The following is a 26,425-nucleotide window of genomic DNA, read 5'->3' as shown; positions in this document are numbered from 1 at the left end:
GCCGCCAACCGGCAGCAAGCAGCCGCCCCGGGAAAGATTCTTTCGAGGAAAAGCCACGAGCGGGAACGTTTTCGGGCTGGTTGGATGTTGACCCTGGTACGACAGCTCGTCGAGCTAGAGAAGAGGCGACGTGACTACTGTTCTGACCCCCGCGAGCCCGTTGACGGCCGCCGATCGCTGCGACCGCTGCGGCGCCCAGGCATACCTGCGCGTCGTCCTGCTCAGCGGCGGAGAACTGCTCTTCTGCGCCCACCACGGCCGCAAGTTCGAGCCGGAACTCAAGAAGATCGCCGCTGAGATACAGGACGAGACGGAGCGGCTGACGTCCGTTCCCGCAAACGCGTCCGAAGAAGAGCGCTGACATCTCGCAAAACGACGAGCCAGCGCCGGCACAGGCCGGTGAACGGGCGGCAGCTCCCGACCGACGGGAGCTGCCGCCCGTACTGGTTCACCCGCCGGTCGGGGCCCGCCGCCGTAGCGGCACCGACCCTGAACACCCGTAGGCCCCCAGGAGCCCTCAGGCGCCCGCCTGCGGCCCCCGAACGCCACTCCCCCGGTTCACCCACCCCAGTGCCCGCATGATGTCGGACACCCGCGTGTAGACGCCGGGGCTGCCCGGTCTCCCGCAGCCGTTCCCCCAGGACACCAGTCCGATCAATCGCCCCTGGGCGACCAGCGGGCCTCCGCTGTCACCCTGACAGGCGTCAGGGCCGCCCGCGGCCTCACCGGCGCACAGCATGGAGTCCGACCGGTACTTGCCGTCGGGCCCGCCGGGATAGGCCCGGGCGCAAAGGGCATCGGCCAGCACGCGCACGCGTGCGGCGTGCAAGTGCCGGGCGTAGTCACCGGCGCCGGTCGTGTCACCCCACCCGTAGACCAAGGCGTCGGTCTCCGGCGCGTACGCCGGGTCGCGGTCGGCCGCCATGGGCACGACAGAGCTCTGAAGCATGGGCTCGGCAAGGGTGAGTACGGCGAAGTCCCCGGCGTTGCTGACCTTGTCGTATCCGGGATTGACCCACATGTCGCGCACGGCGATCTCCTGACCAGCGCTCGACAGCAGATCCGTACGACCGGCGATGACCTTGAGGTCGTGTCCCTTGTCGGGCGGCGCCCCCAGGACCTCCTCGGCCAGGCAATGGGCCGCGGTCAGCACCGTCGTCCGCCCGACCACCACCCCTCCGCAGAACTGCCCCGCCCGCGTACCCCCGAACCGGTCACGGCTGGAGAGCGCCACCGTCCACGGACTCTCGGACACGTCCACGGGAAAGCCCCCCACGACAACGCTGTCGGCCGCCACGGGGACCGCGTCGGCCAACGGTATGGCGGCGGTGACAGCCGCCAGGAACAGCGGCCGGAGCAACACTCGGACACAGGGTCGGCGCATAGGGGCTCCTCACTCTGGGTGGGATCAGGACACCCAGAGTCATCCAGAGCGCCACGGCGCGCAGCACGAAGGCCCGGCTCCCGCGCGGGGAGACCGGGCCTTCGATCGGAGCGTGCGACCTAGTCGAGGTAGTCGCGCAGCACCTGCGAACGCGACGGGTGACGCAGCTTCGACATGGTCTTGGACTCGATCTGGCGGATGCGCTCACGCGTCACGCCGTACACCTTGCCGATCTCGTCGAGGGTCTTCGGCTGACCGTCGGTGAGACCGAAGCGCATCGAGACGACGCCGGCCTCGCGCTCGGACAGGGTGTCGAGCACCGAGTGCAGCTGCTCCTGGAGGAGCGTGAAGCTGACCGCGTCGGCCGGGACGACGGCCTCGGAGTCCTCGATGAGGTCGCCGAACTCACTGTCGCCGTCCTCACCCAGCGGGGTGTGCAGCGAGATGGGCTCGCGGCCGTACTTCTGGACCTCGATGACCTTCTCCGGAGTCATGTCGAGCTCCTTGGCCAGCTCCTCCGGGGTGGGCTCGCGGCCCAGGTCCTGGAGCATCTGGCGCTGCACGCGCGCGAGCTTGTTGATGACCTCGACCATGTGCACCGGGATACGGATGGTGCGGGCCTGGTCGGCCATTGCGCGGGTGATCGCCTGACGGATCCACCAGGTGGCGTACGTGGAGAACTTGTAGCCCTTGGTGTAGTCGAACTTCTCGACGGCTCGGATCAGACCGAGGTTGCCCTCCTGGATGAGGTCCAGGAAGAGCATGCCGCGGCCGGTGTACCGCTTGGCCAGGGAGACCACCAGACGGAGGTTGGCCTCCAGGAGGTGGTTCTTGGCGCGGCGGCCGTCCTCGGCGATGATCTCCAGCTCGCGCTTGAGCTTCGGCGCCAGCTTGTCGGCGTTGGCGAGCTTGTCCTCGGCGAAGAGGCCGGCCTCGATGCGCTTGGCCAGCTCGACCTCCTGCTCGGCGTTGAGCAGGGGTACCTTGCCGATCTGCTTGAGGTAGTCCTTGACCGGGTCGGCGGTGGCGCCGGCCGCGGCGACCTGCTGGGCGGGCGCGTCGTCCTCGTCCTCGTCGGAGAGCACGAAGCCCGCGCTCTCGGCGCCCTCGGGTTCGTCGGCGACCTTGGTGTCCTCGAGAACCTCTTCCTCGAGGATCTCGCCGTCGTCCTTCTTCCCGGTCGTCTTCTTGGCCGCCGTCTTCTTGGCGGCGACGGTCTTCTTCGCGGCCGCCTTCTTGGCGGTCGTCTTCTTGGCTGCGGCCTTCTTGGCGGGTGCGGCTTCCTCGGCGGGATCGACGGCGGAGGGGTCGGCGGGCGCGGCCGGAGCGGCCGTGGTGGCGGTGGCCTTCCGCGTGGTCACCGTCTTCGCCGCGACCGTCTTGGTGGCGGTGCGCTTGGCCGGACTCTTCGCTGCGACGCTCTTCCGGGTCCGCTTGGGTTCCGCGGCACTGACCATCAGCGTCACACCCTCTTCCTCGAGGATCTGGTTGAGGCTGCGCAGTACGTTCTTCCACTGAGTGGCCGGGATCTGGTCAGCTTCGAAGGCCCGACGCACATCGTCGCCGGCGATCTGCCCCTCAGCCTTTCCCCGCTCAATGAGCGCCATGACAGAGACGGACTCGGCGATCTCCGGCGGGAGCGTACGGGATGTGCTGGCCGACACGAACAACCTCTCGGAACGTTGGAAAACGGCTTCCGGCCCCGTCCAAGACGGACAGGAGCCGACCGCCGGCTTGGGGATGGGCCGACGGCGCGGGCGGGGGCCGGGAAGATGCACAGCGCCTTGTATGGCGTCCGTATTCCCTCCGCGGCTGTCACCTCTTAGGTCATCGCGTTGTTCCCACAAGCGTTACGCCCAATCTACGTGGCCCGAGTCACACCCCGTAAACACGCAAAAACGGCCAGACACGGACAAACAAGGTCGTAGATGATCACGCCGCCGGACCCGCGGGTTCCCGAAGGATCCGACGCGGTCCGGCGGCTGACGGTTCCCGGGCCCGGCCACACCACGAGAACGCGGCACTCCGACCCCACCGCCCTACGGTGCGGGTCAGTGCTCGCGCGGGGCGGGCACCACGCGCTCGACCTCGGGATGGACGGTGAGCAGTTGACGCATGGCCGCCTCGGCAGCCACGCCGTCCCCGGTGCCGAGCGCGTCGACGATACGCGCGTGGTGGGCCACCGAAGCCTCGTTCGGCCGCTCGCAGCCGGTGACCGGGCCGCCGGAAACCTGCAGGGCGGCGGACACGATGCCGTAGAGGTGCTCCAGCATGCGGTTGCCCGCGATCTGGATGAGCAGCGTGTGGAACTCGGCATCGGCGCGGGAGAAGGTGAGCATGTCACCCTGCGTCATGGCGTGACTCATGATCTCGACCATGTCGGAGAGGCGCTGCTGGACGTCCTCGCGCCCGTGCCCGGCGGCCAGGCGCGCCGCGAGCGGCTCGATCGTCCAGCGCAGCTCACTCAGCTCCCGTCGCTGGTCGTCTCGCTGCGGCCCGAAGGCGCGCCACTCGATGACGTCGGGGTCGAGGAGGTTCCAGTCACTGACGGGACGCACGCGCGTGCCGACGTTCGGGCGGGCGCTGACCAGCCCCTTGGCCTCCAGGACACGGAGGGACTCACGGACGACGGTGCGGGAGACCTCGAAGCGCTGGCCGATCTCCTCGGGCACCAGCGGGCGGTCCGCGCCCAGGTCGCCCGAGACGATCATCTGACCCAGCTGCTGCACGAGCTGGCCGTGCAGTCCGCGGCCGCGGCTGCCCGCGGTGCGTCGGCCCACACGCCCCAGTTCGGGGTCCGCGCCGTCCCAGACGGGCGCTCCCACGCGGTCGACGGCGGACGTCTCGGCGTAGGGATAGCGGTCGAGTTCGCCCGGACCGGACAGACCTGAGTCGGCGGAGCGGGCGGCGGTCATCATGGTGTGCGCAAGGGTACTCACGGATCCTTTGTCGGCGTTGTGTCCAACTCCCTTGAGGGCTTTGGTGAAAAGCACACGAAAGGGTGATCGCTTACCCCATCGCACTTGACGCCTTATCGGAAAGAAATGGGCTTTCTGTGGGGAGTTGTGCGCATGGTGGGGTCAGGTGAGCACGCACAGTAGTCACCGGAGACCGCTCCTCAGGGTCGTGCACAGATACGCGCAGAGCAGGGCCGTCAGCGACAACGCCAGTGCGCTGCCGACGGGTTGGGAGACGACCCGGGCCGCGGCGACCAGGTAGCGCTCGCCCCCGAAGGGCCACTGCAACAGGAAGACCTGATGCATGCGCAGCGGGAAGTCCGCCGCCATCCGCACGGCCGGGCCCTCCAGCGCCTTCTCCACGAGGGGCACGACCACGACCGGTACGGCGACCACCGCGGCGAGCCCGCCCGTGGTAGACCGGAAGACTCCAGCGGCCAGCACACCGGCCCAGGCGCACCCGACCACAAGCCCGAACCAACTCGCGCAGAGGGAGAGCCAGTCGGCGGGAACCTTCGCGAGCTCCCGGCCGTAGACGACGTAGAGCACCTCGGCGTCGCAGCCCACGGTGAGGAAGGCCAGCATCCCCGCCGTGGCACCGGAGACGAGGAGTTTCGCGGTCAGCAGCCCCAGCCTGCGGGGCACGGTGCCGCGGTCGGCCGCCAGGGCGGGATGGCGGAACTCGTCACCGAAGGCCAGCGCGCCGAGCAGCGCCGCGCCGAACGCCGCGGGCGGCAGGGGCAGCTCCAGCGGCCACGCGGCGAACAGGCGCGCCTGTGGGGTGTGACCGAGACGCGCGAACAGCACGGCGGCGAGCGCGGACACCACGAGCACGGCGCCGCAGGTGAGGAAACCCGTGCCGATGCCGGAGGCACGCCGGAGTTCGTAGCGCAGCGGGCGGAGGGGGCTGGGGGCGGCGCGTACGGAGATGGGAGGCGGGAGCGGGGACAGGGGGTCGGAGGCGGGGACGGCATGCTCGGTGGTGAGCCCGGACCCGCTCGGGACGGTCCGATCGCCATCCGGGTCAGGCCCGTCGTGCGGCGCGTACGCCTCGGTGAGGGACGTACGACTCGCCGCCGCGGCGGTGGCGGTGTCCGCATGCGCTTGGGCTGCCTGGGCCATGGCGGAGTCCTGAGCGGAATGCGTGGCGCTGGCGGTCGCGACCGCCACTCCGGCCGACGGGGCGGGGATCGAGGGTGCCGCGTCCGCGGCGGGCGAGTCCCCGTCGGGCTGCGGCTGCCCTCGAGTCCACAGGGCGCCTCCGGCCGGGGATCGGTCCGCCGCCGGCCGTTCGTGGGCGGCCTGCACTCGGTCCATGGCCGAGAACTCACGGGTGTCCTCCGCCCGGTCCGTGGCGGACAACTCATGGATGTCCTCCGCTCGGTCCACCGCGGATGCCTCGTCCGCGCCGGAGCGGTCACCCTTGCGCGGCTGCCCGACAACGGCGTACCCGTCCGCGGTGTGCCGCCGGCTCGCCGGCGCCGCTTCGTCCGCGTCGCGGAGTCCGCTGCCCGCCGACGGCCGGGCTCCGGCTCCGGGGCCCATGTCCCCCACCTCGTCCGCGAGTTGGTGGACGAGGATCCCGTGGCGGAACGCGGTCTCGCCGACCTCGGCGGTCGTACTGCCGTACACGGACAGATGGTTGCCGCCCTCCGGTACGACCTCGACGGAGCGCCGGTCCGTACGGGCCTCCTTGGCGAGAAGGGCGGCGAGCCGGGGGGCGTGCGGGCTGCGGACGGCGACGCGGGGGCGCAGGCGGGTGCGGCCGAACTCCGAGGCGTCCTGGTCGGCGAGGAGCCTGCCCCGCTCCAGGGTGACGACGCGGTCGGCGGTGCGAGCGGCCTCCTTGGGGTCGGCCGTGGCGAGCAGGACCGCGCCGCCCTGCGCCGCGTGCGCGCGCAGCATGCCGTGCAGCCAGCGGCCTTCCCGGACGGACAACCCGTCCACGGGATCGTCCAGCACCAGCGTGTGCGGGTCGGACAGCAGGGCGCAGGCCAGGCCGAGCCGGCGGTCCACGCCGCGCGAGAGCGTACCCAGGCGTTCCTCGCGCAGACTGACGAGCCCGACCGCCTCGAGCACCTCGTCGGCGCGCCGGACGGGCACTCCCGCCGCCGCACAGAGCATGCGCAGGTGACCGCGGACCGAGCGTGCCGGGTGTCCGGGTACGTCACCCAGTAGCGCGCCGACCTCACGCGACGGGTGGGCGATGCGGTGCAGGGGCAGTCCCCTGAAGTAGGTGATCCCGCGCCCCGGTTCGAGTTCCAGCATCAGCCTGAGTGTCGTCGTCTTGCCCGCACCCGGTGCTCCCAGGAGCGCGGTGACACAGCCCGGCCGCGCCTCGAAGGAGACGTCGTCGACGGCAGGCGGGCATCCCCTGCGGGCGTTGCTGGTCAGTCCGATGGCCTGGATCACCCGCAGCAAGATAGCGCGATATGTCCGAATTTTCGGGTACCGCTTCGCTGCCGTCGCTCGGCGCCGGAGCGGTCAGACCTCGGGGCGCAGCATCGGGGGGTTGAGCAGCGTGGCGCCACCGGCCCGGAAAAGCTGGGCCGGGCGGCCTCCTTGGCGGGTGGTCGTACCGCCGGTGGGGACGAGGAACCCCGGGGTGCCGGTGACCTTGCGGTGGAAGTTGCGAGGGTCGAGTGCGACAGCCCACACCGCCTCGTAGACCCGGCGCAGCTCTCCGACGGTGAACTCGGGCGGGCAGAACGCGGTGGCCAGCGACGAGTACTCGATCTTGGACCGCGCCCGCTCCACCCCGTCGGAAAGAATCTGGGCGTGGTCGAAGGCCAGGGGTGCCACCGGCTCCCCGTCGCGGCCGTACCCGCCCTGCTGCAACAGCTCCTCGACGGGCGCCCAGCGCGCGTTGCTGGCGTCGCCGCCCGCGCGGGGTGCGGGCAGGTCGGGCGCGAGCGCGAGGTGCGCGACGCTGACCACGCGCATGCGCGGGTCGCGCTTCGGGTCCCCGTAGGTCGCCAGCTGCTCCAGATGCGCACCGTTGTCCTGGCTCGGCGCGTCCGGGTCGTGGGCGCGCAGCCCGGTCTCCTCGGCGAGTTCGCGCGCCGCGGCCTGTGCCAGGTCCTCGTCCTCCCGTACGAAGCCTCCGGGCAGCGCCCAGCGTCCCTGGAACGGAGGCTCACCCCTGCGTACCGCCAGCGCACACAGGGCGTGGCGGCGCACGGTCAGCACGACCAGGTCCACGGTGACGGCGAAGGGCGGGAACGCTGACGGGTCGTAGGGCATGCCGCGATCATAGTCGTCTGCCTGACGATAAACACGCCCTTCGCCGGTCGCATCGGCGTCTGATCCACTTCAGCCCGTTGTGCGGCCCGTGATCGACTCCAGCTGCTGTCGTCCTTCGTATCGTCCGAGGTCACACTCGCAGTTGCAGGGCGTCCGCCGCCTCCTCGACCATGGCCAGTCCGAGTCTGCTGACCCGTACGGAGAAGGGCGCGCCCGCGACCCGCAGTCCGGTCAGGACGATCTCGCCCAGGGGCGCGCTGTGCATGGGGCGCAGGGTGACCGTGCGGGCGGGCGCGTCGGGGCGGATGCCCGCGAGCGCGGCGAGGACCAGCACGCCGGAGGCCGCCGCCGTGGCCGCCGGGCGGCAGGCCGCAGGATGCGGTACGGGCGCGTTTCCGTCGGCGCGCTGCTCCCCGGCGTACATCTCGGGCAGCCGGTGCCCGAAGCACTCGGCCGCGGCGAGCAGCCCCCGCAGCAGTCCGCCGGCCTCCTTCTCGTAGCCCGCCGCGGCCAGCCCGGCGACGGCGAGGGCCGTCTCCTGGACACGGACGGCCCCGGTCCGGTGGCCGAACGGATTGTGGCCCGCCTCCTTGGCGCCCAGCCCGCGCAGGCCCCAGCCGGAGTCCATGGCCGGAGCGCCGAACAGCCGGGCGAGCTGCCCCGTCCGCATCTTGTCGAGCAGGCCGGGCGCTAGCTCTCCAGCGCCCAGCAGACCTGTGTCCAGGAGATGGACGGCGGCGGAGCCGAGGTGCGGAACGGGGCGACCGTCCGGACCACGGGCCGCGACCGGGCGGCCGCCGCCCGGGTCCTCCGCCCAGAAGTCCTCCCGGAACGCGCTCCGCAGCTCCTGCGCCCACTGCCGCAGCCCGTCGCCACCCGGTCTGCCGTACGCGTCGAGCAGATCGGCGCCGAGCAGCGCGGCGCGGTGCGCGTGGGCCTGTGTCTCACAGCGTATGGGCCCGCCCGGCTGTGGATCGTGGAGGTAGGGACCCTCGCCCACGGTGGTCCGCAGCCAGGTCAGGCAGCGCTCCGCCGTGGGCAGCAGTTGCTCCGTCTCCTGCTCCGGCAGCCCCCAGCGGCGGGCCTCCGCCAGCACGGCCGGGAACAGCAGTGTGGCCTCGGTGCCCGTGCAGCCCGGCGGCAGGAATGCGCCCGCGTCGCGACGCGGCCCCGGGATCATGCCCGTCCGCGGTCCTGGGCCGGTGAGCTGGGTGCGGGCGAGGATGCGCAGGGTGCCCGCGGCGAGTCGGGTGCCGAGCGGCAGCGTCATCCGTGCGGCGGCGAGTGCCTCGGCCGGGGCCGGACCGCAGCGCCAGGGCGCCCCTGCCGCGAGGCAGGTGTCGGAAGGCTGTGCGGGGTCGCGCAGCAGCAGGGCCTGCAGATCCTCGACGCTCGTGCGCAGGAGCGCCGGGACCCGCGGGTCGTCCCCCGCCGCCCGGGCCGCCGCCAGGGGGCTCGTCGCGGCTCGGCCCACGGCTCTGACCGGTCCGCCGCCGTCGGGTCGTACCCGCAGCTCCACGGTGGCCGTGCCGCCCGGCGGCAGTTCGAACTCCCAGCGCAGTAGCCCCGCGGCGGCCAGCGCGTCGGCGGGCGAAGGGTGCGCCGTGACCGAGGAGTTCTCGCCGGCGCGGGTCCAGCGCAGGCCGGAGTCGTGGACGGTGGCGGGCAGTTCGGGGCCCGCGTTGCCGGAGGCGATGGCGCTCAGGTCCGCGAGGTCCGTGGCGAGAGCCACTTCGACCGGCAGGCGCAGTGGGCGCGGGGCGGCGCTGTGGAGCGTGATGCGCTCGGTGCCGTCGGCGTGGCGGATGCGTTCGACGACGACGTCCGGGTCCGGGCCCGCGACCGGCGAGGCGCGCAGCGTCCCCACGAAACGGGCCCGGTCGGCTCCGGTCATCCTGGCCTGAACCGGCAGCGGCTCGCGGCCGGCCACCCTGAGCCGGCAGCGTGAGAGAAGCCGGCGGCCCGCTCGGTAGAAGCCCTCCAGGCCACGTCCGGTCAGCTGTCCCTGTTCCGTGGAGATGGCCAGGGCGGGCAGCGCGACACAGATCAGGGCGGTGTGGGTGGGGGGCAGGTCTGCCGGACGGTGTGTGGCCCGGTGCGGTGCGCGTGCGGGGTCTGCGCGGGGCAGGGTGGCGCCCCGTTTCGGTGGTCGGGGCGGAACGCCCGTGCTGTCCGGGGAGGGCGGGCCGAGGCCGGCGCCCTCCGGAGACGGCGCGGGCCGGCCGGGGGCGAGGCGGCCGTCGCCTGTGGCGTGCGGAGTCGGCTGATGCATGGCGGGCTTCTTCTGCGCTCTCTGTGCCGGGGACGTGCCCGGCGCCGGTTGGGCGAGGGTTCGGGAGGGACACGGGACGTGCGGCGGCACGGCCCGTCCAGGCGTTCCGCCACTCAGGTGAACGGAAACGGGCTCCTCCGGGTCACGCCTCCCCTCGGGTGAGCCGAGCGGATGGCGGCGCGTCCGGAGGGCCGACGTGAGGTTCAGGCCACCGCGCGGGTGGCGGCGGAAGGGTTCCGGGCCGCCGGAACCGGTCCCGCTCCCCCGGACCGGCCGATGCCCGCGCGTGCCGGACGGCGGCCTTCCCGAGCCGTCACAGCCCCGCCTCACCGAGCGACGCCGGAGCCGGAGCCGGGCGCAGGAGAGGAAGCGGCCCGTCGGCAGTCGGATCCAGCCGACGTTCACATGTCCCCCTCCACACCGTTGCCCGCGGATCGTGTGGCCTCCGGCGCGGTGGCATCGGGTCGGCCGCGGCCCTTCCCCGCCGTACGCGCGCGCGTACTCCCCGGCTTCGAGGTGCCGGGGCGGGCGCGGTCCGGCGCCGTGGGGCGGGCTCGCTTGCCCTCCGCCGCTCGTGCCGGTCGCGGGTGGGCGTCGGTGCGCTCGCCGGAGCGTGCGCGGCGGCGTCGCCGGCCGCCGGTCTCCTGCACGTCCCGGCCGGTCACGGCGTCGGGGGCCTGCGTGATGTCCTCGGGCGTGTCGTCCGGAAGGGCGCGTCCCGCGCGTTCCGTGCGCAGGCAGCGGCGGATCGACTCCGGGTCCAGGCCTTCGTTGCACGCCTGGTGCAGGAGGCGGGCGAAGAGGTAGTCGGGGTCCGCGCCCAGCGCCATGGCCAGGGCTTCACGGGCCTCGAGTTCGTCGCCGGTGGACCATGCGACCCAGCCGGCCAGGGTCAGGGGTGCGGCGGCGTGTTCCCCGTAGGGCCCGACGCAGCGGCGGGCCAGGGCGCGCCACAGACGCAGGGCCGGGCCGGCCTCCTCACCCTCCATCCACGCTGCGGCGCGGTCGCGGGTCGTGCGGTCCTGCAGGCCGAGGATGAGCGCCGCGGCCTCGTCGTGACCGAGCAGTTCGTCGTCGCGGCGGTCCGCCTGGATCCCGCCGGACACGGTAGGGGCCGCCGCGAACCGACCGATGACCCGCTCGGCCAGGTCGAGAGTTTGCTCCGCCACTTCGGCACGGCTCGTGTCGTCGAGGATCCGGGGCACCAGATCCATGCCGGCGGCGTCCAGGACGATCTCCTGCTCCAGCGCCGCGGCGGTCTCCCAGGGCAGCAGCCTGGCATGCAACTCGCGGAGTGTTCCGCGCACCTGGATGCCGGCATAGGTGGCCGCAGCCGCCAGCACGGAGGTGCCGGGCAGGCCCATCGGTGTTCCCTCGGCCGGACAGCAGCCCTCCTGCGGACAGCAGTACGACCAGAAGCGGCCGCCGGAGATGCACAGCGCCTCGATCACCGGTACGTCGAGGCGGCCGCACTCGGTGCGCAGCAGTTGGGCGAGCGGACGCAGACGCCGCATGACCTCGCCGCACGACTCGCCCTTCTGCGGTTCCTGGCAGACGTAGGCCACCATCTGCTCCGGGCGGGTGCCCCTGCGTTCGCTGCCGGTCACCAGGCCGTGGGCCAGTTGCCGGGCGGCCGCGGCCCAGTCGTCCGGGTTCGCCGGGATGCCGAGCCGGGCCCGCCCGCCGAACCGGCCGCGGCCGTCGCGGTCGTGGAGGGCGACCAGGACCATGCTGTCCTCGGGGCGGTACCCGAGCAGGTAGGGCAGGGCGTCGGCCAGCTCGGCCGGGGTGCGCAGGGTGACCTGGCCGTCGTGTGCGATGGATGCGTCGAGTGCGCCTCGTGCGGTGATGTCACCGTTTTCGGCGGGTCCAGTCGTTTCGCTGTGGTTCGTCATGCGCCGACGATCTCGCGGATTACGAGATTCCGCTTGAGCCTGTGGATAAGTCCGAGCAGGGACACGCCAAGGGCCGACGCTTCCCGTTCCGGGCGCCGTGGCACGCCCGACTGCCAGCCGTCCTGTTGTCCCGACTGTCAGTGCCGTCCTGTTGTATGGAACGCATGGAGCACACGAGCAACGCGGATCTCCGGACGCAGGCCGACGCCGTCCTCGCCCGCCTCGTCGGGGACACCACCGGCACCGCCCGGCTGCGCGAGGACCAGTGGCGGGCGATCGAGGCACTGGTCGCCGACCGGCGCAGGGCACTGGTCGTCCAGCGCACCGGGTGGGGCAAGTCCGCGGTGTATTTCGTGGCGACCTCCCTGCTGCGGGCCCGCGGCAGCGGGCCCACCGTGATCGTGTCGCCGTTGCTGGCGCTGATGCGGAACCAGGTCGAAGCGGCGGCCCGCGCCGGCATCCACGCCCGGACGATCAACTCCTCGAACACCGAGGACTGGGATGCCATCCAGGACGAGATCGCCGCCGGCGAGGTCGACGTCCTGCTGGTCAGCCCGGAGCGGCTCAACAATCCGGACTTCCGCGACCAGGTCCTGCCCAAGCTCGCCGCCGCGACCGGCCTCCTCGTCGTGGACGAGGCCCACTGCATCTCCGACTGGGGCCATGACTTCCGCCCGGACTACCGTCGGCTGCGCACCATGCTCACCGACCTTCCGCCGGGCGTCCCCGTGCTGGCCACCACTGCCACGGCCAACGCGCGTGTCACCGCTGACGTCGCGGAGCAGCTCGGCACCGGCGGCGCTTCGGACGCGCTGGTGCTGCGCGGCCCGCTGGACCGGGAGAGCCTCTCCCTGAACGTCCTCGGACTGCCGGACGCCGCGCACCGCATGGCGTGGCTCGCCGACCACCTCGACGACCTGCCGGGCTCCGGGATCGTCTACACGCTCACCGTGGCCGCCGCGGAGGAGGTCACCGCCTTCCTCCGGCAGCGCGGGCACGCCGTCGCCTCGTACACCGGCAGGACGGAGAACGCCGACCGGCAGCAGGCCGAGGAAGACCTGCTCGCCAACCGGGTCAAGGCGCTCATCGCGACCTCGGCGCTCGGTATGGGCTTCGACAAGCCCGACCTCGGATTCGTCGTCCACCTCGGCTCGCCCTCCTCCCCCATCGCCTACTACCAGCAGGTCGGCCGCGCGGGCCGCGGCGTCGAGCACGCCGAGGTGCTCCTCCTGCCCGGCAAGGAGGACGAAGCGATCTGGGAATACTTCGCGTCGCTCGCCTTCCCCTCGGAGGATCTGGTGCGCCGCACCCTCGACGTGCTCGCCCGCGCCGACGGCCCGGTGTCGCTGCCCGCCCTGGAGCCCTTGGTGGAACTGCGCCGCTCCAGGTTGGAGACGATGTTGAAGGTCCTCGACGTGGACGGCGCGGTCAAGCGCGTCAAGGGCGGCTGGATCGCCACCGGCCGGCCGTGGGCGTACGACTCCGAGCGGTACGCCTGGGTGGCACGCCAGCGGAAGGCCGAGCAGCAGGCGATGCGTGAGTACGCCGCCACCACGGGCTGCCGTATGGAGTTCCTGCAACGCCAACTGGACGACGAGGGCGCGAAGCCCTGCGGCCGCTGCGACAACTGCGCGGGCGCGCGTTTCACCGCGGACACCTCGACGGCCGCGCTGGACGCGGCGCGTGTCGATCTTGGCCGGGCCGGTGTGGAGGTGGAACCCCGCCGCATGTGGCCGACGGGACTCCCGGCGATCGGCATCGAGCTCAAAGGCCGTATCCCCGCCGCCGAACAGGCTGCCCCGGGGCGGGCCCTGGGACGTCTGTCGGACATCGGCTGGGGCAACCGGCTGCGGCCGATGTTCGCGTCCGGGGCCGCCGACGCGCCCGTACCGGACGACGTCGCACGAGCCGTGGTGGGCGTGCTGGCCGACTGGGCGAAGGGGCCCGGCGGCTGGGCCCCCGGCGCACCCGACGCCCAGGACCGCCCGGTGGGTGTCGTCACCGTCGCCTCGCGCACCAGGCCGCGGCTGATCGATTCCCTGGGCACCCGCATCGCGGAGATCGGCCGGCTGCCCCTGCTGGGCTCGGTTGCGTACGCCGGTGACGTGCCGCGCGCCTCCCGCAGCAACAGCGCGCAGCGCCTCAAGGCCCTGGACGGTGCGTTGACCGTGCCGCCGGAGCTCGCATCGGCCCTCGCCGGGGCGCAGGGTCCCGTCCTCCTCGTGGACGACTACACCGAGACGGGCTGGACCCTGGCGGTCGCGGCCCGGCTGCTCAGGAGGTCCGGCGCACAGGGGGTGTTGCCGCTGGTCCTCGCTCTCCAGGGCTGATCGTCCGCCCCTTGCGTCACCAGGCGACCCAATGGGTAGGGATATAAGTCACGCACCACCAGATAACAGTCGGTGGCCCCAATTGCTCGTTGCCGCATCCAAGTTCGACAGGAAGAATTGAGGTCCGCTCCCCGCACGGCTCGTCCGTGATCCGGCTGGGTTCTGCTGCGGTGCGCGCTCCCCCGAAATCCGACCTCGCCCGCAGTGTGGGCGCGTAGCCGAAGGGAGGAACGTGACCTTCGGATTCGCTCCGTCCTCGGCGGCATCGCTGTCGACGTCCGCGTCCGCCGCGTCCGCCAGTCGCCTGCTCGAGCCGGCGGAATGGGCCGCTGCCGGAATCCCGCTGCTGCGCAACCCCCGCGAGGTGGTCAGCGGGCTGCACGCCCGGCACCTTCCCAAGCCGGCCACCGCGATCGTGGCCGTCCTGGACCCGGACGACCGGTTGTGCGCCAGTGCCTCGTTCACCCGTCGCGCGGCCCCGGCCGACGGCTGGATGTTCCGCAACGCGCTGCTGGCGCAACTCCGCCGGGTCATTCCGCACGACCTGCGGCGCCGCACCCCGGTGCGCACCGCCGTGCTGCTCTACTGCCGCGAGGGGGACGCGCGTTGGACGGAGGAGGACGGCGCGTGGATGTGGGGCCTGCGTGACGCCTGCACGCTGCACGGGCTGCGCTGCGGGGCGTACATCACGCTGACCCGGGACGGCTGGCAGGTCCTCGGCGAAGGCCGCGGTGGACGCCGCCCGAACGCGGACTCGGCACCGGAGTCCCTCGCCGCCTCGGACCCTTCGCCCCTGCTGCCCCGTACCGGCGGCGCCGTCTCGGAGGTCCTTCGCCGCGCGGCGGCCCGCTGAGCGAGGCCCGTACGGGCAGAGGAGCTGTTACGGCACCCTCGTGACGCACGGCAGTCGCCTGTCGGCCAGGCGCTGCTCCGGTACTGCGCCGAGGGGAGCGTAGATTGGCGACTTCGCACTGCGGTGACGGTCACTCACCCGTGACAGTCGTTCTGCGGTGCCGGTCGTTCTGCGGTGACCTACGACGGCCACAGCCGCGTCGTACAACGCACGGAACCCCGCGCGCGATGTCCCCGCGCCGCGCCGCGCGGGGAGCGCCGCCTCCGCCTGTCACGCGGGCACGCCGAAGGCAGCACCGTGCAGGTGCCGCCGCGGCGGCACCACCGTCACCTACGCTGCCCCCGGACGGGCCGGACGCGGATCAGACGCCCGTGCCCAGCACCGAGTTGATCTGCTGCGGGTCACCGCAGACGATCAGCAGGGCACCCGCCCGCCCGTGAGCCAGCGGCAGTGCGGTGGCGGCAGTGGCGCTGGAACCGCCGTTGACGGCGACGACGACCACGGGGCGGGACGCGGCGCGGGAGGCCACGGCGGCGTCGGTGTAGAAGACGTCGTCGCCCGCGTCGTGCTGCGCCCAGTAGGAGGCATCACCGAAGGTCAGCTCATGGGCGGCCCACGGGTGCGGTTCGCCGGTGGTGATCACCAGCACCTCACCGGGGGCACGACCCGATTCCAGGAGCAGGTCCACTGCTTCCTCGGCAGCGTCGAGGGCACCCTCGGCGGAGGCGGGGATCAACTGGATCTGCGGGGTGGCCGTCGCGGTTGCGGCGGCAGCGGTCGGGCCCGACGGGCCTGGCTTGGCAGTGGCCGTGTCACGCGGCGTACGTTGCACCGGGGGCGCGGGCCGGAGAGGGCCCGGACGACCGGGACGCGACGGAGCCGCGGGGCGGGGGCCGGGTACGGGACGGGGGGTCGGCGCGGTACGGCCACTGGCCGGAGTGACGCGGGGACCCTGGGCACTCTCGTGAATCTGAGGCTCCTCGGGAATGAGAGGCATGACCTGATATTTATCAAACGTTGGTGCGGCTTGCGCAACTGGGTGGCACGTCAGTGCGAACGGAACGGTCAGAAATCGAAGCCGAGCTGACCCTCGATTTCCGGAACGCTTCCATCCGCCCAGCTGCGGACCTTCTTGAGGTGCCGCCACTGGGGCAGCGCATCAAGATACGCCCACGACAACCGGTGGTACGGGGTGGGGCCCCGCTCCTCCAGTGCGGCCTTGTGCACAGGTGACGGATACCCGGCGTTGTCCGCAAAACCGAAGTCTGCATGGTCGATACCCAGTTCGGCCATCATTTTGTCGCGCTGAACCTTGGCGATCACCGACGCCGCCGCGACAGCCACGCAGGACCGGTCACCCTTGATCACCGTGCGCACCCTCCAGGGCGCGCCGAGATAGTCGTGCTTCCCGTCGAGGATGACGGCTTCGGGTCGGACGGGCAGGGCCTCCAGGGCACGGACCGCGGCGAGCCGCAGCGCGGCCGTCATCCCGAGATCGTCGATCTCCTCCGGGGAGGCATGTCCCAGGGAGTAGGCCGTCACCCACTGGCGCAGTACCACGGAGAGCTCCGAGCGTCGCTTGACGGTCAGCAGCTTGGAGTCGGTGAGGCCCAACGGCGGACGGCGAAGGCCGGTGATCGCCGCGCAGACGGTCACGGGCCCGGCCCACGCGCCGCGCCCCACCTCGTCGACACCGGCAATGACCTTGGCTCCGGTCGTGGCTCGCAGTGAGCGCTCGACGGTGTGAGTAGGTGGTTCGTACGGCATGGCGCCCTTAGCCTACGCCGCCGAGATCGCTGCGCGACACCCTGGTTGCCCAACCGCGGCCGAGGTCGGTGCGGCCGGGGATCAGGGACCGATCGGCCGCAGCAGCGGAAGCATCAGTTGGTCGATCATCTCCTCCAGATCCCGGTCATTCCATTCGCTTCCGCCAACTTTTGAGCGATACATCATCATCGCCGGGATGGCGTCGAAGACATAGCTGTTCGCCGCGTCGGGCCGCACCTCTCCCCGCTCTATTCCACGGGTGATGACGTCACGCAGCAGCCTGACAGTCGGCTCTACGACACCGTTGAAGATCACACCGTGGAAGCGTTCCGCTTGCACGGGATCGCATTCGTGAATCACGGCACGCAGCGCGAACCCAGGGCGGGAGAACATGGCCCGGCGGGCCTGGCGGCAGAGCTCGAGCAGGTCCTCGCGGACACCGCCCAGGTCGGGTGCCTCCTCGAGGCGCGGCAGTCCGGCCTGCAGCGCGTCCACGACGAGGTCCTCCTTGGACGGCCAGCGGCGGTACACCGCCGCCTTGCCGGTCTGCGCACCGGCGGCGACACCCTCCATCGTGAGGCCGTTCCAGCCGACCGTACTGAGCTGTTCCAGCGCGGCGTCCAGGATCGCGCGTTCGAGTACGACGCCGCGCCGGCGGGGAGTGACCGGACGAGCGGGAGCAGCCGTCCAGCGCGAGGTAACCATCCGAGTTTCTCCAGGGAGCGGGGGGAGCGGGGATTCGGGCAACGAGGGAAGCGCCGCGCTACAGCAAGGGGGACGCAACGCGGCGACGAGCCAAGTGAACGCTTGCGTTCTCTATCGAGGACTCACTACCGTTGACGCAACAGTGAACGCGAGCGTTCACTAATGGCTTTGTGGGGGACCCAAGGTGACAACCTCTCAACTGATTCAGGACGACAAGCCCAAAGCGGCCCGCCGGGAGGGGCATCCCGGCATAGCGCTCACCGTCATCGCGGCCTGCCAACTCATGGTGGTACTCGACGCGACGATTGTGAACATCGCGCTTCCGCACATTCAAGGCGCTCTCAAGTTCAGCACCACGGACCTGACATGGGTGGTCAGCGCCTACACGCTCACCTTCGGTGGTCTCCTGCTGCTCGGCGCACGCGCCGGTGACATCCTCGGCCGCCGACGGGTGTTCATGACCGGAATCCTGCTGTTCACGTTCGCGTCGCTGCTCGGCGGTCTCGCGCAGGAACCCTGGCAGCTGCTCGCGGCACGAGCCCTGCAGGGCATGGGCGGCGCGATCGCGTCGCCCACCTCGCTGGCGCTCATCACCACCACGTTCCCCGAAGGTCCGGAGCGCAACCGGGCGTTCGGTGTGTTCGCCGCGGTCTCCGCGGGCGGCGGCGCCATCGGCCTGCTGGCAGGAGGCATGCTCACCGAGTGGCTCGACTGGCGCTGGGTGCTCTTCGTCAACGTGCCGATCGGAGTACTGATCGCCTTCCTGACACCGCTCTACATCAGCGAATCCGAACGGCACCCCGGGCGCTTCGACATCGCGGGTGCGCTGACCTCCACGGCAGGTATGGCGACGCTCGTCTACGGCTTCATCCGGGCGTCCGAGGAGGGCTGGCGCGACAGTCTGACCCTCGGGTCCTTCGGCGCCGCGGTGGTCCTGCTGCTGACCTTCGCCTTCACCGAGAGGCGGGCCAAGGAGCCGATCACCCCGCTGAAGATGTTCGCCGACCGCAACCGGTCGGGGACCTACGTGATCATGTTGAGCCTGGCCGCGGCCATGTTCGGCATGTTCTTCTACATCGTCCTGTTCGTCCAGAACGTACTGGGCTACAGCCCGATCAAGGCCGGTGTGGCCTTCCTTCCCGTGACGGTCGCCATCGCCGTCGGCGCGGGGCTGTCGCAGCGTTTCCTGCCCGTCCTCGGCCCCAAGCCGTTCATGACGGTGGGCTCGACGCTCGTGGTGATCGGGCTCGCCTGGCAGACCTTCATCAGCCCCGACAGCTCCTACCTCGGTGGAGTACTGGGCCCGATGCTGGTGTTCGGCTTCGGCATGGGCCTGAACTTCGTGACGGTGACGGTCACGGCGGTCTCCGGCGTCGCCCAGCACGAGGCCGGCGCGGCATCCGGGCTGCTCAACGCCACACAGCAGGTGGGCGGTTCGCTGGGGTTGTCGATCCTGACCACGGTGTTCGGGTCCGCCAGCAAGGATGAGGCGAAGAAACAGCTGCCGAAGTTCCTCGCCGACGGCACGTCCCAGCAGCAGGCCGCGTTCGCCAAGACGCATCAGCTGCCCGCCCCTTGGGGGCACGAGGTGCTGGCCCACGGCATCTCGACCGCGTTCGTCCCCGCTGCGGCGATGGCCGTACTGGCCCTGGCCACCGCCGGTCTGGTGATCAAGGTGCGCAAGAGCGACCTCGAGGCCCTCGCGGGCAGCACGGGCCCTGGCATCGGCTGACCCGACCGGGTCCGCCCATGGCCGCGGATGGCCGGCCCGAGCCCGGGGGACAGCCGGCAAGGGCGTCGGACCGGCCATCCGCTTCCCAGCCCGCGAGGCCGGCGAGCAGGCGCGGAGACGGAGCACGAAAAGGGCATGAGAAGGGCCATCACCGTGTGCCACGCCCCCACCTCCTGCTGCCCGCGCGACCCGATGACCGCGTGCCCTCCGCCTTCGCACGGCGACTGTCCGGACAACGCACGACGGTCACGCACAGTTCCCATCGAGCACGCAGCGTTTCCGCGTGGCTTCGGACGAGCCGTATTCAGGCGTCCTCGGGTGTCACGCGGTCGTCGGCGCCCAGTCCGGCAGCGGCTCCGTCCACTGCACCCACTCGGCAGGCGGAGTCCCCGCCTTACCGGCCGCCAGCACACCTCCGACGATGGCGCAGGTGGTGTCCACGTCACCGCCGACCTGGGCGGTGGTCCAGAACGCCGCTTCGTAGTCACCGAGGGAACGGGCGGCCGACCAGAGGGCGAAGGGCACGGTGTCATGGGCGCTGGTACGCCGACCGCAGCCCAGCACGGCGGCGACGGTGCCGGCGTCGCCGTAGTCCAGCATGTCTCGGGCGCGGCGCAGGCCCGCGCCGACGGCGCTCTTGGGGACGAGGGCGACGACCGAGTCGAGAAGTGCTTCGGGGCTCGGCGGACCGCCGGGGGCCGCGACCAGGGCGGCGGCGGCGGCGACGGCCATGGCACCGACGACGGCCTCGCGGTGCTGGTGCGTGGGATACGCGGAGATCTCCGCCTGGTGAGTGGCCTGCTCGGGGTCGTCCGCGTACCAGGCGCCGAGGGGCGCGATCCGCATCGCCGCGCCGTTGCCCCAAGAGCCCTGTCCCTTGAAGAGCGCGGCGGCCAGCTCTCGCCAGTCCTCGCCCTCCCGGACGAGACGCAGCAATCGGTTGACCGCCGGCCCGTAGCCCCGGTCGAAGTCGTGGTGGTGGGCGAAGGAGTGGGCCAGGGCGTCCTGGTCGATGCGTTGGTGGGCGGCCAGCACGGCGACCACCGAGCAGGCCATTTCCGTGTCGTCGGTCCACTGCCACGGCCCGGCGGGCAGCTCGCGGCGCTTGAGCAGGGGGTAGTGCGCCGGAACGAAGAACTGCGAGCCCAGCGCGTCCCCCACAGCGAGGCCGCGCAGGCTGGTCAGGGCGCGCGCCAGGCGGTCGAGGGGAGAGGATTCAGCGGTCATCGCCCTGTCACTCTAGCCGTTGATCCAGTACGGCATCGGTTCCCGCCAGCGTTCGAAGGGCCGGTCGAGGGTGTATCTGCCGTCGTCCCCGAGCACGAGCATGCGCATCTCGGCGTTCCCGGGGTTGGCCAGCGCCTCGAACTCCGCGACCGGCCAGTGGAACCAGCGCATGCAGAAGAGGCGCATGGCCAGGCCGTGGGTCACCAGGAGCACGTTCGGCGGATGGTCGGGGGCCTCGAAGCTACGGAACAGGCTCTCCAGGAAGCCGCCGACCCGGTCGTACACATCGGCACCGGACTCGCCCTGCGGGAAGCGGAAGAAGAAATGCCCGTAGGCGTCCCGGTAGGCCTTCTGGAGGCGTACGTCGTCGCGGTCCTGCCAGTTTCCCCAGTCCTGTTCGCGCAGCCGGGGCTCCTCCCGCACGCGTATGAGGTCCGGGTCGAGGTGGAAGGCGCGCAGCGTCTCGTGGGTACGCCGATAAGGGGACACGTACACGCTCACGCGTTCGCGTCCGAACACCTCGCGAAGTGTCTTTCCGGTCTCTTCCGCCTGCCGCCAGCCCCGCTCGGTGAGCGCGAGGGCGTGGTCGGGCTCCCGCTCGTACACGGAGTCATCAACATTGCCCGTTGACTCCCCGTGTCGGACAAGAACGATGCGCCGTGGTCGTGCCATGCCAGAACCCTAGATCGTATGAGAGCCGGTCGAGCACACGTACGGGCTCCATACGGCATAGGTCACATGATTCCCGCGCCACGGACCACACAAGCACACTCGGCTCGGGGCTGCGGGTGTCAAACCGTCCAGCTCGGCTCCAGTTCCACGATGTCACCGGTGAGGGCGGCGATGTCGGCCTCGGTCTGTGCGCGCAGGGCGAGGCGTTCCACACGCTCGGTGCGGTACTTGCCGTGCTCGGCCGCCGATCGCCACATGGACAACACCAGGAACTCCTGCCCCGGAGCCTCACCGAACATGCCACGGATCATGCCCGGTGAGCCGGCCATCGCAGGGTTCCAGACCTTCTCCTGCATGAGCGTGAAGTGCTCGACGCGCTCCTCGTGGACACGGCAGAGGGCCACGCGGATCAGATCGGTGTCCGTGAACCGTGGTTCGAAGCCGGTCTTCACGTCGAAGCGGTACTCGAACAGCTTGACCTGCATGTCCTTGAACGTGCCCGACTGCGACGCCGCCAGCCGGTCATGGGAGCGAGCCATGAAGGAGTCGTAGAAGGCACGGCTCTCCCAGAAGGCGAAGATGTGCGCCACGCCCGGCCGCTGTCGGCTCCACCCTCCCCCCTGCCCCCGAAATCCCGGCTCCCCCAGAAGCCCCGCCCACTTTCGCTGCCCCCGCTCGAAGCCGCGGCGGTCCACCACGGTGCAGCGAATCCACTTGACCAGCACCGCGCCATGGTAAGGCCACGGGGCGTGGCGCCGGTCACGCTCCGGCGGAGATCGCCCGCGCACACGCCCCCGCGCCCATGGCACGATGGACAACGACCTGTCGCTGCTCAGGAATTGAGGCAGTGAAGCCTCTAGGGGGAAGGGGACGCCTGGTGACCGACTTCAGCAAGGGAATCCGCAAGGTCGAGGTGGCACTCAAGTGGGACCCGAGTCCGGTCGGGCAGCCGCCCACCGATCTGGACATCGTTGCCGCACCGTTCCTCACGAGTGACCCGTACGGTGCTCCGGCGTATGTGGTGCACTTCGACAGCCGGTCCCCCGACGGCACCATCTTCCTCAATCGGGACAGCACCGACGGCAAGGGCTTCGGCTGGGACGAGGTCATGACCCTCGAGCTCGACCGGCTCGACACCCGGTACGCGCGCGTGGTGGTCGGTGTCGTGATCCAGCAGCGCCTCGTGGACCGGACCTTCGTCGGCGTCCTGAACCCCGCGGTGCGCATCCGGGAGGGTTACAACGTGCTCGCCGAGGACGACTTCGGATCGGTACTCGGGGCACCGGCCGCGACGGTCGCGGAGTTCGTGCGCAACGAGTCCGGCGGCTGGAACTTCCACCCGGGCGTGCACGGCTTCGAAGACGACCCGGCGACCTTCACCAGATCCATGGGCCGGATGCAACGGTAAGGGGCGCCGGCCCTGGGCCGGCGCCCCTTACCTCAGGCCATGCCTGTCATCAGCTGCAGCCGCTGGTCGAGCCGCAGCCCTCGCAGATGTAGCAGGAACCGGCCCGCTGCATCTTGGTGCCGCAGGAGAAGCACAGCGGGGCGTCGGCCTGGATGCCCAGCTGCATCTCCACCAGCTCTGCGCTGGTGTGGGCCTGCTTCGGGGCGGGCTTGGCCGCCTCGGACTCGGTCCTCGGGGTGGCGACGGCCTTCAGCTCCTGGGCGCGCGGCGCCGACTGGGCCAGGCCCTCGACGTCGACCTCGTCCTCGGTGGGCTCGTAGGAACCCGTCTCGAGGTGACGCTGGCGCTCCTCGGCGGAGTGGATGCCGAGCGCGGAGCGCGTCTCGAAGGGCAGGAAGTCCAGCGCCAGGCGGCGGAAGATGTAGTCGACGATCGACTGGGCCATCCGCACGTCCGGGTCGTCCGTCATGCCGGCCGGCTCGAAGCGCATGTTGGTGAACTTCGAGACGTACGTCTCCAGCGGCACGCCGTACTGGAGGCCGACCGAGACGGCGATCGAGAAGGCGTCCATCATGCCCGCGAGGGTCGAACCCTGCTTGGACATCTTCAGGAAGACCTCGCCGAGACCGTCGTCCGGGTAGGAGTTGGCGGTCATGTAGCCCTCGGCGCCGCCGACGGTGAAGGAGGTGGTGATACCGGGACGTCCCTTGGGGAGGCGCTTGCGGACCGGGCGGTACTCGACGACCTTCTCGACCGCCTCGCGGATGATCGCCTCGGCCTTCTCCGTGACCTCGACCTTCTCCTTCTCCTTGGTCTTGGCGGAGAGCGGCTGGCCGACCTTGCAGTTGTCGCGGTAGATGGCGAGGGCCTTGATACCCATCTTCCAGGCCTCGAAGTAGATCTCCTCGACCTCCTCGACGGTCGCCGACTCCGGCATGTTGACCGTCTTGGACAGGGCGCCGGAGATCCAGGGCTGGATCGCGGCCATCATGCGGACGTGGCCCATCGGGGAGATGGCGCGCTCGCCCATGGCGCAGTCGAACACCTCGTAGTGCTCGTGCTTGAGGCCGGGGGCGTCGATCACATTGCCGTGCTCGGCGATGTGGGCGACGATCGCCTCGATCTGCTCCTCCTGGTAGCCCAGGCGGCGCAGGGCCTGCGGGACGGTGCCGTTGACGATCTGCATCGAGCCGCCGCCGACCAGCTTCTTGAACTTGACCAGGGCGAGGTCGGGCTCGAGGCCGGTGGTGTCGCAGGACATCGCGAGACCGATGGTGCCGGTCGGGGCGATGACGGACGCCTGGGAGTTACGGAAACCGTTCTGCTCGCCGATGCGCAGGACGTCCTGCCAGGCCTCCGTGGCCGCGGCCCAGACCGGGGTGTCCAGGTCGTCCATGCGGACGGCCACGGCGTTGGCGTCGGAGTGCTGCTTCATGACGCGCTTGTGGGCGTCGGCGTTGCGGGCGTAGCCGTCGTACGGACCGACGACCGCGGCGAGTTCGGCGGAGCGCTTGTACGCGGTGCCGTTCATGAGGGAGGTGATCGCACCGGCCAGCGCACGGCCGCCGTCGGAGTCGTAGGCGTGGCCGGTCGCCATCAGCAGGGCGCCGAGGTTGGCGTAGCCGATGCCGAGCTGGCGGAACGCGCGCGTGTTCTCGCCGATCTTCTGGGTCGGGAAGTCGGCGAAGCAGATGGAGATGTCCATCGCCGTGATGACGAGCTCGACGACCTTGGCGAAGCGCTCGACCTCGAAGGACTGGCTGCCCTTGCCGTCGTCCTTGAGGAACTTCATCAGGTTCAGCGAGGCGAGGTTGCAGGACGTGTTGTCCAGGTGCATGTACTCGCTGCAGGGGTTCGAGCCGTTGATACGGCCGGACTCCGGGCAGGTGTGCCAGTGGTTGATGGTGTCGTCGTACTGGATGCCCGGGTCGGCGCAGGCCCAGGCGGCCTCGGCCATCTTGCGGAAGAGGGACTTGGCGTCGACCTCCTCGATGACCTCGCCGGTCATCCGCGCGCGCAGGCCGAAGGAACTGCCCTGCTCGACCGCCTTCATGAACTCGTCGTTGACCCGGACGGAGTTGTTGGCGTTCTGGTACTGGACGGAGGTGATGTCCTCGCCACCGAGGTCCATGTCGAAGCCCGCGTCGCGGAGGGCGCGGATCTTCTCCTCCTCCTTGACCTTGGTCTCGATGAAGTCCTCGATGTCGGGGTGGTCGACGTCCAGGATGACCATCTTGGCGGCGCGGCGGGTGGCGCCACCGGACTTGATCGTCCCAGCGGAGGCGTCGGCGCCGCGCATGAAGGAGACCGGGCCGGAGGCGTTGCCGCCGGAGGACAGCAGTTCCTTGGAGGAGCGGATACGGGAGAGGTTCAGGCCGGCACCGGAGCCGCCCTTGAAGATCATGCCCTCTTCCTTGTACCAGTCGAGGATCGACTCCATGGAGTCGTCGACGGACAGGATGAAGCAGGCCGACACCTGCTGGGGCTGCGAGGTGCCGACGTTGAACCAGACGGGGCTGTTGAAGCTGAAGATCTGGTGCAGGAGGGCGTACGCCAGCTCGTGCTCGAAGATCTCGGCGTCGGCGGGCGAGGCGAAGTACTTGTAGTCCTCGCCGGCCTTCCGGTACGTCTTCACGATGCGGTCGATCAGCTGCTTGAGGCTGACCTCGCGCTGCGGGGTGCCCACGGCACCGCGGAAGTACTTGCTGGTGACGATGTTGACCGCGTTCACGGACCAGAAGTCCGGGAACTCGACGCCACGCTGCTCGAAGTTGACCGAGCCGTCGCGCCAGTTGGTCATGACGACGTCACGGCGCTCCCAGCTCACCTCGTCGTACGGGTGTACGCCGGGGGTGGTGTGGATGCGCTCGATACGCAGTCCCTTGGTGGCCTTGGCGCCCTTGGATCGGGAACCTCGTGCCGGACCGCTCGCCGTCTCTGTCATGCCGCCTCCCTGTACGGGCAAAAACGCCCTGAAATGCCACGATGTTCCCGTGGCACGGTGTTGTGTCTTGTGTTGCGGACACCCTCACGCTGTGTTGCCCGCAACAGGTCTGTGTCGCCGCCGTCCTGCCGGAACCGGTGTCTCCGCCCTGTTCCGGCTCGCCGATCAGTCGGCGGCGTGGGCGGGCACGGGGACCTGGGAAGTCCCTCCGCGCCCGCGATCGTCTTCCTTGCTCCCCGCTCCCGCGTCTTCGTCGTCCGCGGCGGGGCCTCGCGTCGCCTCCCTGAGTTCCGCGATGGCGGCCTCGAAGTCCTCGAGCGAGTCGAATGCCCGGTAGACGGAGGCGAATCGCAGATAAGCGACGAGGTCGAGCTCCTGCAATGGGCCGAGTATGGCCAGCCCCACGTCGTGGGTGGTCAGCTCGGCGCTTCCGGTGGCCCGCACCGCCTCCTCGACCCGCTGGCCGAGCTGGGCGAGTGCGTCCTCGGTGACAGGCCGCCCCTGGCATGCCTTGCGCACGCCGTTGATGACCTTGGTACGGCTGAAAGGCTCGGTGACTCCGGACCGCTTGACCACCATGAGCGAGCATGTCTCCACGGTCGTGAAACGACGGGAGCAGTCAGGGCACTGGCGGCGCCTGCGGATCGACGTGCCGTCGTCGGTCGTGCGACTGTCGACCACGCGGCTGTCGGGGTGCCTGCAGAAGGGGCAGTGCATGATCTCCAACCCTCCTCACAGCAGACTGAACAGCCCCAAGAGACCTCATGGGCCCCTCGGAGCAGCCACAAGCATAGGGGATCACAGAAGCACCACGGACCCCGGGGACCACAACTTGTGGGTAGCTGTAGCAATCCAACCACTACATGTAGGGCTTGGCTCATACACCAACACGCACGCGTGTCGCAGACGTGTCGCGGGGGCGGATACGGAGATACCGTGGGCGCGGCACGGAGGACACGTAGGACTCCGGCACAGATGGGGTCCGGTACCCGGTTGACGGGCTTCCGGATGGCAGACTGGGGACGCAGCCCACGAG

The 26,425-nt window shown here is 70.7% G+C and carries 20 protein-coding genes; 5 read left to right on the top strand and 15 right to left on the bottom strand.

The annotated features are described in order from the left end of the window. Window positions 1-130: 130 nt before the first annotated feature. Window positions 131-361, top strand: coding sequence for a hypothetical protein (locus tag ABZ915_RS11785; protein ID WP_141357618.1), 231 nt, complete (start codon window positions 131-133; stop codon window positions 359-361). 156 nt (window positions 362-517) lie between these two features. On the opposite strand, the gene ABZ915_RS11780 is transcribed toward ABZ915_RS11785, so the two are convergent. From ABZ915_RS11780 to ABZ915_RS11750, 7 genes are all read right to left on the bottom strand, one after another. After that, a complete protein-coding gene (locus ABZ915_RS11780) occupies window positions 518-1,384 on the bottom strand; it encodes a serine protease (protein WP_361799742.1) in 867 nt (288 codons plus the stop codon). A gap of 119 nt (window positions 1,385-1,503) precedes the next feature. After that, entirely contained in the window at window positions 1,504-3,048 is a 1,545-nt protein-coding gene (locus ABZ915_RS11775; RefSeq protein WP_361799740.1) for an RNA polymerase sigma factor, read from the bottom strand. Window positions 3,049-3,435: 387 nt separating this feature from the next. Continuing rightward, a complete protein-coding gene (locus ABZ915_RS11770) occupies window positions 3,436-4,323 on the bottom strand; it encodes a FadR/GntR family transcriptional regulator (protein ID WP_361799737.1) in 888 nt (295 codons plus the stop codon). 162 nt (window positions 4,324-4,485) lie between these two features. Further along, window positions 4,486-6,753, bottom strand: a complete 2,268-nt coding sequence (locus tag ABZ915_RS11765) for an ABC transporter ATP-binding protein (RefSeq protein ID WP_361799734.1) — start codon at window positions 6,751-6,753, stop codon at window positions 4,486-4,488. Between the two features lie 72 nt (window positions 6,754-6,825). Further along, a complete protein-coding gene (locus ABZ915_RS11760; protein ID WP_361799731.1) occupies window positions 6,826-7,584 on the bottom strand; it encodes an NUDIX hydrolase in 759 nt (252 codons plus the stop codon). A 130-nt stretch (window positions 7,585-7,714) separates the two neighbouring features. Next, window positions 7,715-9,856 carry a glycogen debranching N-terminal domain-containing protein gene (locus tag ABZ915_RS11755; protein ID WP_361799728.1) on the bottom strand — a complete coding sequence of 714 codons (2,142 nt, stop codon included), beginning with the start codon at window positions 9,854-9,856 and terminating at the stop codon, window positions 7,715-7,717. A 401-nt stretch (window positions 9,857-10,257) separates the two neighbouring features. Next, window positions 10,258-11,751 (bottom strand): DUF4192 domain-containing protein, encoded by a 1,494-nt coding sequence (locus ABZ915_RS11750; RefSeq protein WP_361799725.1) that lies wholly within the window; start codon window positions 11,749-11,751, stop codon window positions 10,258-10,260. Between the two features lie 164 nt (window positions 11,752-11,915). On the opposite strand from ABZ915_RS11750, the gene ABZ915_RS11745 reads away from it, so the two are divergent. Continuing rightward, window positions 11,916-14,081 (top strand): RecQ family ATP-dependent DNA helicase, encoded by a 2,166-nt coding sequence (locus ABZ915_RS11745; RefSeq protein WP_361799723.1) that lies wholly within the window; start codon window positions 11,916-11,918, stop codon window positions 14,079-14,081. Between the two features lie 232 nt (window positions 14,082-14,313). Further along, the gene (locus tag ABZ915_RS11740) at window positions 14,314-14,934 is read left to right on the top strand and encodes a hypothetical protein (RefSeq protein WP_361799720.1); all 621 of its coding nucleotides are present in this window, start codon (window positions 14,314-14,316) and stop codon (window positions 14,932-14,934) included. Between the two features lie 361 nt (window positions 14,935-15,295). Here the strand turns inward: ABZ915_RS11740 and ABZ915_RS11735 are convergent, their stop codons facing one another. From ABZ915_RS11735 to ABZ915_RS11725, 3 genes are all read right to left on the bottom strand, one after another. Next, window positions 15,296-15,931: a hypothetical protein gene (locus tag ABZ915_RS11735; protein ID WP_361799717.1), complete on the bottom strand. Its 636-nt coding sequence runs from the start codon at window positions 15,929-15,931 to the stop codon at window positions 15,296-15,298. A gap of 68 nt (window positions 15,932-15,999) precedes the next feature. Next, window positions 16,000-16,701, bottom strand: a complete 702-nt coding sequence (locus ABZ915_RS11730) for a ribonuclease HII (protein ID WP_361799714.1) — start codon at window positions 16,699-16,701, stop codon at window positions 16,000-16,002. 81 nt (window positions 16,702-16,782) lie between these two features. Next, window positions 16,783-17,406: a TetR/AcrR family transcriptional regulator gene (locus tag ABZ915_RS11725; RefSeq protein WP_361799711.1), complete on the bottom strand. Its 624-nt coding sequence runs from the start codon at window positions 17,404-17,406 to the stop codon at window positions 16,783-16,785. A 184-nt stretch (window positions 17,407-17,590) separates the two neighbouring features. Here ABZ915_RS11725 and ABZ915_RS11720 point away from each other — a divergent pair, with 184 nt between their 5' ends. Continuing rightward, window positions 17,591-19,138 carry an MFS transporter gene (locus tag ABZ915_RS11720; RefSeq protein ID WP_361799708.1) on the top strand — a complete coding sequence of 516 codons (1,548 nt, stop codon included), beginning with the start codon at window positions 17,591-17,593 and terminating at the stop codon, window positions 19,136-19,138. Between the two features lie 321 nt (window positions 19,139-19,459). On the opposite strand, the gene ABZ915_RS11715 is transcribed toward ABZ915_RS11720, so the two are convergent. The 3 genes from ABZ915_RS11715 to ABZ915_RS11705 all read right to left on the bottom strand — a co-directional run bounded on the left by ABZ915_RS11715 (window position 19,460) and on the right by ABZ915_RS11705 (window position 21,762). Next, window positions 19,460-20,365 (bottom strand): ADP-ribosylglycohydrolase family protein, encoded by a 906-nt coding sequence (locus tag ABZ915_RS11715; protein ID WP_361799705.1) that lies wholly within the window; start codon window positions 20,363-20,365, stop codon window positions 19,460-19,462. Between the two features lie 12 nt (window positions 20,366-20,377). Further along, window positions 20,378-21,037: a histidine phosphatase family protein gene (locus ABZ915_RS11710; protein ID WP_361799702.1), complete on the bottom strand. Its 660-nt coding sequence runs from the start codon at window positions 21,035-21,037 to the stop codon at window positions 20,378-20,380. Window positions 21,038-21,156: 119 nt separating this feature from the next. Next, window positions 21,157-21,762, bottom strand: coding sequence for a YdbC family protein (locus ABZ915_RS11705; RefSeq protein ID WP_361799699.1), 606 nt, complete (start codon window positions 21,760-21,762; stop codon window positions 21,157-21,159). 152 nt (window positions 21,763-21,914) lie between these two features. Here ABZ915_RS11705 and ABZ915_RS11700 point away from each other — a divergent pair, with 152 nt between their 5' ends. Beyond that, a complete protein-coding gene (locus ABZ915_RS11700) occupies window positions 21,915-22,445 on the top strand; it encodes a TerD family protein (protein ID WP_361799696.1) in 531 nt (176 codons plus the stop codon). 49 nt (window positions 22,446-22,494) lie between these two features. On the opposite strand, the gene ABZ915_RS11695 is transcribed toward ABZ915_RS11700, so the two are convergent. Beyond that, window positions 22,495-25,389 carry a vitamin B12-dependent ribonucleotide reductase gene (locus ABZ915_RS11695; RefSeq protein WP_361799693.1) on the bottom strand — a complete coding sequence of 965 codons (2,895 nt, stop codon included), beginning with the start codon at window positions 25,387-25,389 and terminating at the stop codon, window positions 22,495-22,497. A gap of 165 nt (window positions 25,390-25,554) precedes the next feature. Beyond that, the gene (gene nrdR / locus ABZ915_RS11690; protein WP_361799690.1) at window positions 25,555-26,106 is read right to left on the bottom strand and encodes a transcriptional regulator NrdR; all 552 of its coding nucleotides are present in this window, start codon (window positions 26,104-26,106) and stop codon (window positions 25,555-25,557) included. Window positions 26,107-26,425: the final 319 nt, after the last annotated feature.

This window comes from Streptomyces sp. NPDC046915, from assembly GCF_040644935.1.
In the GTDB taxonomy this organism is placed as follows: domain Bacteria; phylum Actinomycetota; class Actinomycetes; order Streptomycetales; family Streptomycetaceae; genus Streptomyces.
Note: the sequence above shows the minus strand (reverse complement) of the source record. Positions and strands in the feature narration are given on the sequence as shown.